9 protein-coding genes are annotated in these 12,338 nt (G+C 66.0%); 2 read left to right on the top strand and 7 right to left on the bottom strand.

What is annotated here, in order from left to right:
- Positions 1–46 precede the first annotated feature (46 nt).
- From gatA to AB6M95_RS03370, 6 genes are all read right to left on the bottom strand, one after another.
- Positions 47–1,504, bottom strand: a complete 1,458-nt coding sequence (gatA, locus tag AB6M95_RS03395; protein ID WP_371385324.1) for an Asp-tRNA(Asn)/Glu-tRNA(Gln) amidotransferase subunit GatA — start codon at positions 1,502–1,504, stop codon at positions 47–49.
- A 27-nt stretch (positions 1,505–1,531) separates the two neighbouring features.
- Positions 1,532–1,816 (bottom strand): Asp-tRNA(Asn)/Glu-tRNA(Gln) amidotransferase subunit GatC, encoded by a 285-nt coding sequence (gatC, locus tag AB6M95_RS03390; RefSeq protein WP_071546544.1) that lies wholly within the window; start codon positions 1,814–1,816, stop codon positions 1,532–1,534.
- 37 nt (positions 1,817–1,853) lie between these two features.
- A complete protein-coding gene (locus AB6M95_RS03385; protein WP_371385323.1) occupies positions 1,854–3,878 on the bottom strand; it encodes a type 1 periplasmic-binding domain-containing protein in 2,025 nt (674 codons plus the stop codon).
- Positions 3,879–4,004: 126 nt separating this feature from the next.
- Positions 4,005–5,918: a molecular chaperone DnaK gene (dnaK, locus tag AB6M95_RS03380; RefSeq protein WP_371385322.1), complete on the bottom strand. Its 1,914-nt coding sequence runs from the start codon at positions 5,916–5,918 to the stop codon at positions 4,005–4,007.
- 103 nt (positions 5,919–6,021) lie between these two features.
- Positions 6,022–6,642, bottom strand: a complete 621-nt coding sequence (locus AB6M95_RS03375; RefSeq protein ID WP_371385321.1) for a nucleotide exchange factor GrpE — start codon at positions 6,640–6,642, stop codon at positions 6,022–6,024.
- 145 nt (positions 6,643–6,787) lie between these two features.
- Positions 6,788–7,993 carry an aminopeptidase gene (locus AB6M95_RS03370; protein ID WP_371385320.1) on the bottom strand — a complete coding sequence of 402 codons (1,206 nt, stop codon included), beginning with the start codon at positions 7,991–7,993 and terminating at the stop codon, positions 6,788–6,790.
- A gap of 264 nt (positions 7,994–8,257) precedes the next feature.
- Between AB6M95_RS03370 and AB6M95_RS03365 the strand changes: the two genes are divergently transcribed.
- Entirely contained in the window at positions 8,258–9,991 is a 1,734-nt protein-coding gene (locus AB6M95_RS03365; protein ID WP_371385319.1) for an ABC transporter ATP-binding protein/permease, read from the top strand.
- 49 nt (positions 9,992–10,040) lie between these two features.
- Complete coding sequence (locus AB6M95_RS03360; protein ID WP_371385318.1) at positions 10,041–11,015, top strand: YheT family hydrolase; 975 nt, start codon at positions 10,041–10,043, stop codon at positions 11,013–11,015.
- A 75-nt stretch (positions 11,016–11,090) separates the two neighbouring features.
- On the opposite strand, the gene AB6M95_RS03355 is transcribed toward AB6M95_RS03360, so the two are convergent.
- The gene (locus AB6M95_RS03355; protein ID WP_371385317.1) at positions 11,091–12,245 is read right to left on the bottom strand and encodes a Bcr/CflA family efflux MFS transporter; all 1,155 of its coding nucleotides are present in this window, start codon (positions 12,243–12,245) and stop codon (positions 11,091–11,093) included.
- Positions 12,246–12,338: the final 93 nt, after the last annotated feature.

Here is a 12,338-nt window from a genome sequence, read left to right as displayed (position 1 = left end):
GTTGCCGACATCTGTCGGCAACCGGCTTTCACGTTGTGATAAAAGCCTAAAGTTCGGGCATGGACAGGGGCGGCAGGGCGCGCTCCAGCCGTTCGGCCACGGAGAGCATGTCGGCCTCGCAGAAGGCCGGGCCCATGAGCTGGAGGCCCACCGGCATCCCGGAATCCTTGCCCAGCCCCACGGGCAGGGACATGGCCGGAATGCCCGCCAGGTTGGCGGAGATGGTGAAGATGTCCATGAGGTACATCTGCAGCGGGTCGGCCTTGTCGCCCTTGACGAAGGCCGTGGTCGGGCAGACCGGACCGGCGATGAAGTCGCACTGCTCAAAGGCCTTGTCGAAGTCCTGGCGCAGCAGGCGGCGGACCTTGGCGGCCTTGTTGTAATAGGCGTCGTAGTAGCCGCTGGAGAGCACGTAGGTGCCCATGATGATGCGGCGCTGCACCTCGTCGCCGAACCCTTCGGTGCGGCTGGCGGTGTACATGTCGATCAGCTCCTCGGCCTTCTTGTTGCGGTAGCCGAAGCGCACGCCGTCGAACCGGGACAGGTTGGACGAGGCCTCGGCCATGGCGATGATGTAGTAGGTGGCGATGGCGTACTCGGTCAGGGACAGCTTGACCGGCACGGTCTCGGCTCCGAGCTTCTGCATCTCGGCCACGGCGTTCGCGCAGGCCTCCTTGACCTCCGCGTCCAGCCCCTCGCCCCAGTACTCCTCGGGCAGGCCGATCCTGACGCCCTTCAAATCCTCGCGGCCGAGCCCGGCCAGGTAGTCCGGGACCTCAACGTCCACGGACGTGGAGTCCTTGGGGTCGTGTCCGGCCATGACCTGGAGCAGCCGGGCCGCGTCCTCGACCGACCGGGTCATGGGACCGATCTGGTCCAGGGACGAACCGTAGGCGATCAGCCCGAAACGGGAGATGCGTCCGTAGGTGGGTTTGAGCCCCACGATGCCGCAGAACGAGGACGGGGTGCGGATGGACCCGCCGGTGTCGGTGCCGAGCGCGCCGAAGCACTGCCCCGCTGCCACCGTGGCCCCGGAGCCGCCCGAGGACCCGCCGGGCACGCGATCCACGTCCCACGGGTTGGCGGTCATGAAAAATGCGGAATTCTCGGTGGACGAGCCCATGGCGAACTCGTCCATGTTGGCCTTGCCGATGAACACGGCCCCGGCCTCCTTCAATTTGGCCACGGCCGTGGCGTCGTAGAAGGGCACGAAATTCTCGAGGATCTTCGAGCCGCAGGTGGTCTTCACGCCCTTGGTGGTCAGCAGGTCCTTGAGGACCATGGGCACGCCCCAAAGCGGCTTGGAGGCGTCCGGTCCGGCCGCGTCCATGGCCTCGGCCTGCTTCATGGCCTCGTCGCCCATGACCGTGATGAGCGCCTTGACCCGGGGCTCGGTGGCCTCGATGCGGTCCAGGCAGTGCTTGACCACCTCGACAACCTTGACGTCGCCGGATTGCAGCAGGGCCGCGATCTCGGACAGGGTCTTCGTATGCAGTTCAGACATTAATCAATCCTGAATTATATCAAAATATTAAACGATGCGCGGAACAATGAAGAACTGGCCGTCCTGCTCCGGGGCGTTGGCCAGGATTTCCTCGCGCCTGTAGTCCTTGCGCACCTCGTCCCTGCGCAGCACCGTGGTGTGCTTGACCGGGCTGTACAGGGGCTCCACCGCGTCCGTGTCGAGCTCGCCGAGCTTGTCCATGTAGGCGAGGATGTCGCCGAGCTGCCCGGCGAACAATTCGAGCTTGTCCTCGGGCAGGTCGAGCCGGGAGAGGCTGGCAACCTTGGCCACTTCTTCGGGACTGATCTTCATGGGTTTCTCCTTTATGCGCCGACGGGTTCGGAGTCGGCTACTGGCCGGTGGCGGAGGCGGGCCTGCCGTCTTCCTCCAGCCGCTTCTCGTAATTTTCCATGCGCCGCTCGCGCCGGGCCTTGGCCTTGGCGATGCGATCGGCGAACTTTTCCGGGTCCACGATCCGCTTGCCGTTGGCGGCCGGAGTGAACAGGTACAGGTCCTGGCTGGCCGTGCCGCTCTCGTCCCAGGTCATGGGGGCCATGCTGAAGTCCATGTCCTCGGCCTTGTGGATGCGCTTGTTGACCAGGGCGCTGTCCCAGGATGCGGGCAGGGTGCCGAGCTTGCCCGCAAAACGCAGGAAGTCGTAGCCGAGTGCCACCCAGAAGTCGGCCTGGCCCAGCCCCTCTTCGGTCAGGGCGGTCTGGAGCGCCCTGCCGCCATCCGAGCCGTCCCACCACGCGCCGGGACAGACCGCCAGGCGGTAGTAGTGCTCGTCCACGTCCTTGGCGTCGTCCAGGGCACGGCTCCACAGGCCGGGGCCGAGGAAGACCAGTTGGTCGCCCTCATAGAAGAAGAAGTTGGGCAGCAGGGTCTGGGCCTGACGCCAGCCGTCCGGGATGAACACGGCCCCGAAGTCCGGCATGGGCAGGGGCACGTCCTTGTTGTCGCTGAAATCCTGGGGCACGTTCAGGAGCTTGCCCACCCGGCGGGTCCACTGCTTGAGCTCGTGCGGGGGATAGGACTGCATGCCCTTGATCCGTCCGCCCAGCGGCGCGGCCTCGCTGTAGAAGGTCTGGGCCATGGTCCGGCCGAACTTCTCCTCGGGGTAGAAGACGGCCAGGTCGGTGATGCCGAGCTTGTCCACGGTCAGTTGGACCAGGCTGCGCACCTCGTCCACACGGCTGGTGAAGAAGCGCCAGGCGTCCTTGCCCTCGGTCAGGTCGCCCAGGGAGGACAGGAAGGCGAACACGGCGCGCTTTTGGAGCACGCCCGCGGCCGGGGAGTCGGCCTCGTAGAAGCGCTTGAAGGCGTCGATGCGCAGGGGCCCGCCCACCACGGTGAAGTGGCTGGGCAGCTGGGCCAACCGGGTCTCCCAGCCGGGAGCCTCGGTGTTGATGACCCGCAGGTCCACGTCCACGCCCTCCTGGGCCAGCCGCCACTGGGCAAGGCCCGCGCCGCGCAGGATCTTCACGCCCACCTTGGCGTACGGCCCGGTCACGGGCAGGGCCAGGGCCAGGCCGATGCGCGGCACGCCGTAGCGCGCCTCGAGCTCGGCCAGCTTGTTCCGAAGCGGAATGGGATCGGCCAGCTCGCCGGAGGTCGCCAGGTCGCGCAGGGTGCGCCAGTCGGCGGACCACGCCGCGCTGTCCGAGGCCGTGCGCACGCCGCGCTCGAAGGCCACCAGGGCATAGGGAAAGCGCCACTGGTTGGTCGGGGTGACCGCCTTGGCCAGGTCGTCCACCCTGGTGTCGTCCAGGTTGGCCAACCGCTGGGAAAATTCATGCTCGAACAATGACTTGGCCTGTTCGTCCGGGGCCTGTGCGTAGAACCTGTCGAGCACGTCCAGGGCGCGCTCGTAGTCCTCGTGGGTCCCGTAATAGTCCGCGAACCACAGGGCCACCTCCTGCTTGGTCGGCCACGGCACGTTGGTCGCGCCCAGGACCCATTGCAGATGATTGGCCAGCCGCTCGGTCTTGCCCAGGGCGCCCATGGCGTCGAGGTAGAGCCGCTCCCAGTCCGCCCGCTCCAGAGCCTGGGTGTCCGTGTTGGCCCACTGCTCCAGGGCGATGCGCGCCTGGTGGTAGTGGCCGTTCCGCGACGCGGATTCGGCCAGCCGGACGTAGACCGTGGGCAATTCGCTCTTGACCAGGTCGGGACGTTCCAGGGCGGCGGCGTAGTAGAGCTCGACCGCCTCCCAGTGTTTGGCCTTCCAGGCGGCGTCGGCCTCGACCAGGAGATTGGGCGTGGACAGCAGGTCCGCGCTCTTGATCGGCTGCTGCATGGGCGCGCAGCCCCAGGCGAGGAAGCCGATCAGGACCAGTGCGGACAGTATCTTGACGGTATATGCGGAGTTTTTCATGGGGACGGCTTGGTGCATTGTCGGTTCGGCTGCGGCAATCGCCCGCAACCAGATAAAAAAAACCCGGCCCGCATACTGCGGACCGGGTAATGCTATACTTCGCTTGGCGGGTGAAGGCAAGCCGAACTACTTGACTTCGGTGTAGTCGGCGTCCACCACGTCGTCGTCATCCTTGGCCGAGGAGCCTGCGTCGGCTCCGGCCGCGCCCGCCGCCGCGCCGGGATTGGCGTTCTCGGCGTTCTGCTGGGCGTAGAGCTGTTCGGCCAGCTTGTGCGAGGCCTGGGCCAGTTCGTCGGCCTTGGCCTTGATCTGGTCGGCGTCGTCGGCCTCCAGGGCCTTCTTGACTTCCGCGATCTTGGCTTCGATGTCCGCCTTCACGGAGGCATCGACCTTGTCGCCGAGGTCGCGCAGGGACTTCTCGGAGGTGTAGACCAGGGTATCGGCCTGGTTGCGGGCCTCGATCAGGGACTGCTTCTTCTTGTCCTCGTCGGCGTGGGCCTCGGCGTCCTTGACCATCTGGTTGATCTCGTCCTCGGACAGGCCCGAGCTGGCCGTGATCTGGATGGACTGTTCGCGTCCGGTGCCCAGGTCCTTGGCGTTGACGTGCACGATGCCGTTGGCGTCGATGTCGAACGAGACCTCGATCTGCGGCACGCCGCGCGGCGCCGGCGGAATGCCGGTCAGCTCGAAGTTGCCGAGCAGCTTGTTGTCCGCGCACATGGGACGCTCGCCCTGGAAGACCCGGATGGACACGGACGGCTGGTTGTCGGCCGCGGTGGTGAACACCTGGGACTTCTTGGTCGGGATGGTCGTGTTGCGCTCGATCAGGTGCGTCATCACGCCGCCCATGGTCTCGATGCCCAGCGACAGCGGGGTCACGTCGAGGAGCAGGACGTCCTTGACGTCACCGGCCAGGATGCCGCCCTGGATGGCCGCGCCCATGGCGACGACCTCGTCCGGGTTCACGGAGCGGTTGGGCTCCTTGCCGAAGAAGGACTTCACCTTCTCCTGGACCAGGGGCATGCGGGTCATGCCGCCGACGAGGATGACCTCGTCGATGTCGGCAGCGGACAGACCGGCGTCCTTCAGGGCCTTGCGGCACGGCTCGACGGTGCGGTCGACCAGGTCCTCGACGAGCTTCTCGAGCTTGCCCCGGCTGATCTTGACCATCATGTGCTTCGGGCCGTTCTGGTCGGCGGTGATGAACGGCAGGTTGACCTCGGTCTCCACGGAGGAGGACAGGTCGTGCTTGGCCTTTTCGGCGGCCTCCTTGAGGCGCTGCAGGGCCATGCGGTCCTTGGACAGGTCGATGCCGGTTTCCTTCTTGAACTCGTTCACCAGGTACTCGATGATCCGGTGGTCGAAGTCCTCGCCGCCCAGGAAAGTGTCGCCGTTGGTGGCGCGCACTTCGACGACGTTGTCGCCCACTTCCAGGATGGAGATATCGAACGTGCCGCCGCCGAGGTCGAAGACCGCGATCTTCTCGTTGGCCTTCTTGTCGAAACCGTAGGCCAGGGAGGCCGCGGTGGGCTCGTTGATGATGCGCTTGACCTCGAGACCGGCGATCTTGCCCGCGTCCTTGGTGGCCTGGCGCTGGGAGTCGTTGAAGTAGGCCGGGACGGTGATGACGGCCTCGGTGACGGGCTCGCCCAGGTAGGTCTCGGCATCCTTCTTCAGCTTCTGCAGGATCATGGCGGAGACTTCGGGCGGAGAGTACTTCTTGCCGTCGATCTCGACCCAGGCGTCGTTTCCGTTACCGGCCACGATCTTGTACGGACAGTGCTCCTGCCACTTCTTGACCTCGGGGGCGTTGGCGGCCCGGCCCATGAGGCGCTTGATGGCGAAGACGGTCTTCTCGGGGTTGGTGACGGACTGACGCTTGGCGATGTCGCCCACCAGCCGCTCCTTGTCGGTGAACCCCACAACGGACGGAGTGGTCCGGCCGCCTTCGGGGTTGGTCACGCATTTCGGGTCTTTGCCCTCCATGACGTAGACGCAGGAGTTGGTGGTTCCAAGGTCGATCCCTATGATCTTACCCATATTTATGTCCTCCTAAGATAAAAAAGTCGTATTCGACGTAAATTTGCTTACTTTCTTCAATAATCACGCGTTGACCCTTGTAAAGGCCGCGGCGTCAAAAAACCTACAGCTTGTTGACCATGACCTTGGCCGGACGCAGCAGCCGCCCCTTGAGGCGGTAGCCGTTCTGGACCACCTGGGCGATCTGGTTGTCGCCCAGCGAAGACTCCTGCACCGTGCCCACGGCGTCGTGGATCTCGGGGTCGAACTCGGCGCCCTTGGCCGCCTGCACCGTCTCCAGGCCGTGGTTCTTGACCGCGTCCAGGAAGATTTTGCGGGTCATGTCCACGCCGATGACGAAGTTCTTGCATTCGGCGGACAGGCCGTCGGTGTGGGCCAGGGCCAGGTCCAGGTTGTCGAGGATGGGCAGCAGGTCGGCCAGGATGGACTCGCCCGCGTACTTCTTCAGCTCCTCGGTCTCCCGGAGCAGCCGCTTCTTGACGTTCTCGGAGTCGGCCAGGGCGCGCAGCCGGATGGACTCGGCCTCCTTGAACACGTCACACCCGGGACAGACCGACTCCTTGCACAGGGCGGCCAGCTCCTCCTTGCTCAGGGACACCTCGGCCGCTTCCTCGACGGATTCGGTCACGTTTTCGCCCCGGCCTTCCTCGGCCTGCTCGTCAACTATCCGCCCCTCGTCGTCGTACAGACCGTTGATGGGCACTTCATTGTTGTTTTTCGCCATGAAATCAATTCCTTGGGAAACGAATTTTGTAATGAAAAGGCCCGCGGGAAGCGAGACCTGTGGGGAAAATAAGCATGTGGATAAGGTTGTCAATAACCAGAATGACAAGAAAAAAAAGGGACGGGGCCACGGGACACGGCAAAACTCAGACTCTGAACTCGCCGTTCTCGTAAATCAGCCTGGGGCTGCCGTCGGCAAGTTTGGCCGTGACCCGCTTGGGCTGGGTGTTGACCAGGTCCCAGTGCATGTCGGACGAGTTGAAGCCGAGCTCGTATTCCAGCTCCGGGGTGAGCATCTCGGGCGGGCCGGAGAAACTTTCGAGCACCGAGCCGCCCAGGGCCAGGTGGCAGTTGCCGTGCTCCCCGCCGAAGTTCTCGTCGAGCAAGGTGTGGGCCATGAACCGGTCCACGCGGGAGAAGCGTTTGTCGGTCAGGGAGAACTCCCCCACCCTGCGCGCGCCCGCGTCCGAATAGAGCTGCTGCTGGACGAAGACCTGACCGATCTCGACCTCGGCCCGGGAGGCGACGCCCCCGGAGAAGTCCAGGGCCATGCCGGACACCAGGTGCCCGTAACGCAGGGTCGGCTGGTCCGCGTAGTAGGTTCCGTCCACCTTGCGCGCGTCCGGGGCCACGTAGATCTCGTAGCCCGGGATGTTGGCCCCGTTCACGCCCACGAACCGTCGGTTGTCGCCGATGCCCACGGTCAGGTCGATGTCCTCGGACTCCACCCGCAGGGAGCGGATGGACAAGCCGTCGAGCCAGGCGCGGACCTCGCCGACCTCGCGCTTCAGCCGCCGCCACTCGGCCGCCGGATCGGGCATGTTCAACCAGCAGGCGCGCTTCAGGGCATGGGCGTATTCGTCGAGGGTCATGCCCGCGCCCTTGGCCAGGGCCTCGGTGGGGTACAGGCAGGTGGTCCAGCCCATTGCCCCGGACTGCCTGCGCCGCTGGAGGATGCGCCGGTTGGGCGCGTCGGCGCGCCGGGCCTCGGCGATGGTGCGCGGGTCCACGGTCCGGAGGTAGGTCAGCTCCTCCGGGGCGATGATGTTGATGACCCCGGCGGTCCGGGAGTAGAGCTCGGCCAGGCCGGGCTGCTGGAACAGGAGCTGGCCGAAGCTGGAGTTGAGGTAGCGCTCCATCTCCATGTACGGCGTGGGCTGGGCCATGGCCACGGGCATGAGGTGCATGTCCATGAGCCGCGAGTAGACCGCCTCGGCCAGGGCCAGGCCGGGGATGTCGTAGCGGATCAGGACCATCTCGCTGTTGCGCAGGGGGCGTTCCCTGGATTCGTTGAGCGCCCAGGTCAGGACCTCGGCGTAGTTCTCCATGTCGGTCTGGTCGTACAGCGGCACGCGGGCTCCTTCAGGTTCGCGCCCGTCGGCGGGCGGTGCGCAAGGGTAGCCAATCAGGCACGGTCCGGGCAACCGTTTTCCCGGGCGACGATGGTGCAATCCGCTTCACGCACTTGACACCGGCGGCGGTCGGCGACATGCAGGATGGGCATATTTTCGCATGGCACGGGACGCCGCCTCCAAGCGGCCCAAATATTTCACCCCGCCGCGACCCCACAGCCGAACGACTGCGCCGCCGACGGCCCTGCATCACGCGAGACCCCCATGAACGTGACAAGAAACTTTCTGCGCGACACCTGGCGGCTGGCCAGGCCCTACTGGTTCTCCGAAGACAAACTCCGCGGCCGCCTGCTCCTGGCCGTGATCCTGTCCATGAGCCTGGGCCTGGTCTACCTGAACGTGCTCTTCAACAAGTGGAACAACGCCTTCTACGACAGCCTGCAGAACCACGACTGGAAGGCGTTCACCCACCAGTTGCTCGTCTTCGGCGTGCTGGCCTGCATCTACATCGGTGTGGCCGTGTACCAGCTCTACCTGCGGCAGATGCTCCAGATCCGCTGGCGGCGCTGGCTCACGGACATGCTCATGGACCGCTGGCTCGCGGACCGGACCTACTACGTCATGCAGATGCGCGGCGGGGAGACCGACAACCCGGACCAGCGCATCGCCGACGACATCGACTCCTTCGTCAGCCAGACCCTGACCCTGACCCTGGGCTTCCTGGAATCGGGCATCACCCTCATCTCCTTCGTGGGCATCCTCTGGAGCCTGTCCGGCGCGCTCTCCTTCACCCTGGCCGGTGTCGGCGTCACCATACCCGGCTACATGGTCTGGACCGCGCTGATCTACGCCCTGGTGGGCAGCTACCTGACCATGCGCGTGGGGCGGCCGCTCATCCGGCTGAACTTCAACCAGCAACGCTATGAGGCGGACTTCCGCTTCAGCCTGGTGCGCTTCCGCGAGAACGTGGAGGGCGTGGCCCTGTACGGCGGCGAAAAGGACGAGTCCGGCATCTTCAAGGGCCGCTTCGACAAGGTGGTCTCCAACTGGTGGGCGATCATGAAGCGGCAGAAGCGACTTTCCTGGCTGACCAACGGCTACGCCCAGGCCGCCGTGATCTTCCCCATCCTGGCGGCCGCCCCGCGCTACTTCTCCGGGGCCATGGAGCTGGGCGGCCTGATGCAGACCGCCTCGGCCTTCGGCCAGGTCCAGGGGTCGCTCAGTTGGTTCGTGAACGCCTACTCCGAACTGGCCTCCTGGCGCGCCACCGTGGACCGCCTGACCAGCTTCTCCCGCGCCATGGACGAGGTCCGGGAGGCCCAAAACGGCCATGGGCTGACCCGCGCCACGGGCGAGGACGAGGTGTTGTCCGTCCGGGAGCTGGCCCTGGCCCTGCCCGACGGCGGCCCCATGGTCGAACCCGTGGGCCTGACCCTGCGCAAAGGCGAAAGCCTGCTCATCAGCGGCCCTTCGGGCACGGGCAAGTCCACCCTGCTGCGCGCCATCGCCGGGCTGTGGCCCTACGGCACCGGGTCCATCCTGCTGCCCGCGGGCGGCCGGACCCTGTTCCTGCCGCAGAAGCCATACCTGCCCATGGGCAACCTGCGCGCCGTGCTCAGCTATCCCACCCCGGCGGGCGGCTTCGACGACGACGCCCTGCGCCGGGCCCTGACCGACTGCGGCCTGGAGCGGCTGACCGGCCACCTGGACGACGAGAGCTACTGGGCGCAGATGCTCTCCCCCGGCGAACAGCAGCGCCTGGCCTTTGCCCGCATGCTGCTCCAGAAGCCGGACTGGCTCTTCCTGGACGAGGCCACCTCGGCCCTGGACGAGGACGGCGAGGCGCGGCTCTACGGGCTGCTGCGCGAGCGGCTGCCCCATTCCGCCGTGGTCAGCGTGGGCCACCGCTCCTCCCTGCTTCCCTTCCACGAACAGCGGATCACGCTCAAGACGGCCAAGCTCCAGGAGATCGCCCGGCCTGCCGGGGCGGGCGCATGACGGCCACGCGCCGCTTTACTTCGCGGCCGCGTGGCCGTACACCAACCCCATGCCCGTACTGCCCATTCCCGACTACCGGCCGCCCTTCCCGTTCGCCTCGGGCCACATGGCCACCCTCTATCCGCCGCTCTTCCGGCTGACGCCCCTGACCGCGCCAGAGCCCGAGCGCGTGGAGCTGGCCGACACGGATTTCCTGGACCTGGACTGGCACCGCTCGCGCACCGGCGAGTCCAACCGGCTGGTCATCGTCAGCCACGGCCTGGAAGGAAATTCGCGCAAGAAATACGTGCTCGGCATGGCGGCCATGGCCACCAAAAACGGATGGGACGCGGCCTGCTGGTCCCAGCGGGGATGCGGCGACGAGCCCAACCGGCTGCCCCGCTGCTACCACTCGGGGGAGACCGGCGACCTGCACGAGATCATCCTGCACTGCCTGTCCACCGGGCGCTACGAGCAAGTGGTCCTGATCGGATTCTCCATGGGCGGCAACCAGATCCTCAAGTACCTGGGCGAGGCCCCGGACCGGGTGCCCGGACAGGTGGCCGGGGCCGTGGCCTTCTCCACCCCCTGCGACCTGGACGCGGCCGAGCGGGTCATCTCCTCCCACCGCATCTATTTCGAATATTTCATGCGCGGCCTGCGCCGCAAGATGCGCGAAAAGGGCGAACGCTTCCCGGAGGTAGTGGACGCGTTGAAGCTGAAGGGCATCCGCTCCCTGCGCGACTTCGACAACCGCTTCACCGCGCCCATGGGCGGCTTCGCGGACGCGGCCGACTACTACGCCAATGCGTCCTCCCTCCAATTCCTGCCCGCCGTGCGCGTGCCCGCCCTGCTGGTCAACGCCCAAAACGACCCGTTCCTGACCCCGACCTGTTTCCCGGCGGCCGAGGCCATGTCCAATCCGCACCTGTTCCTGGAGACCCCGGCCCACGGCGGCCACGTGGGCTTCGTGACCAAGGGGAAGGAGAACGTCTACTGGTCCGAGCGCAGGGCCGAGGCCTTCCTGAAGGGCATTCCGGCCTGACCCCATATGCAATGCAATGACAAAAGGCCCGCGCGTTCGGTACGCGCGGGCCTTTTGTGTTGCCAAGGATGGCGGCTAGTTGAACCGGCAACGCTTCCTGACGGCCAGCAGGGCCGCCAGCGGGATCAGGGTGCCGAAGACGCCGAGCACGCCCAGGACCATGGGCTTGTGGGGCCAGCCCATGGAGATGAGCTGCATGGACAGGGCCGCGACGAAAAATATCTCGAAGGTCAGGATGCCCGAGGCCGCGCCCACGTCCGTGTCCACCTGGTCCAGGATCATGGAGTTGGAGATGGGCCGGGAGAAGCCCACGCTCAGCGACATGCAGAACATGGGCAGGGCCAGGGTCAGGGGCGTGCGCCCGCCGAGGATGAACATCAGGAGGGTGGACGCGAACAGGAACGCGAAGGTGGTGTAGAGCATGTTCAGCGGCTTGTACGTGCCGACCATCCGGGTGCAGAGGAACGAGCCGAGCATGAAGCCCACGGCGTTGGCACCGAAATAGATGCCGAAGGCCTGCTCGGACAGCCCCAGCTCGTTGATGTACATGTCCGCCGAGCCGCCGATGAAGGCGAAATGGGGCAGGGACATGAGGGCGAAGCCGGTGGCCAGGACCGTGAACGGCAGGTTCCGCAACACCAGCCGGTAGCGCCCGGCCACGGCCAGGAAGCCGCCGCGCGTGAAGGTCGTGACCGGCTCCTTCAGGCGGAGCACCCCGTACAGGCCGACCAGAGCCAGCGCCACCTGGACGATGAATATCCAGCGCCAGGAGGCGAACTTGAGCATCAGCCCGCCGATGGTCGGGGCCAGCATGGGGGCCAGGGCCATGATCACCCCGATGTAGGCCAGGATCTTCTGCCGCTGTGATCCCTCGTAGAGGTCCTTGGACAGGGCCAGGGCCAGGGACGCCGCCGCTGCCGCACCCGCCGCCTGCAGGCACCGGGCCGCGATCAGGAATCCGATGGACGGGGACAGGGCGCAGCCGAACGAGGCCAGGATGAACACGATCAGCCCGCCGATGAGCACCGGCTTGCGGCCGAAACGGTCGGAAAGCGGGCCGTGGATGAGCAGGAAGATGCTGAACACGCCCATGAACAGGACCATGGACAGGTTGGCCGTGGCGTAGGTGATGCCCCACAGCGACTGCAGGGTGGGGATGGCGGGCAGGTACATGTCCGTGGACAGTGGGGGAAACGCCGCCAGCAACGCCAGCAGGATCAAGTTGGGCATGAAAACCTCGATAATTGTTGAAGGCGCAACCTTCGGGAAAGACTCGCCGGATGTCAAGCAAGTTCTTGCCCGGAGTCGAGGGAGGTCTGCCGG

This window comes from Pseudodesulfovibrio karagichevae (assembly GCF_041414475.1).
In the GTDB taxonomy this organism is placed as follows: domain Bacteria; phylum Desulfobacterota; class Desulfovibrionia; order Desulfovibrionales; family Desulfovibrionaceae; genus Pseudodesulfovibrio; species Pseudodesulfovibrio karagichevae.
This window is presented reverse-complemented; position numbering and strand designations above follow the sequence as displayed.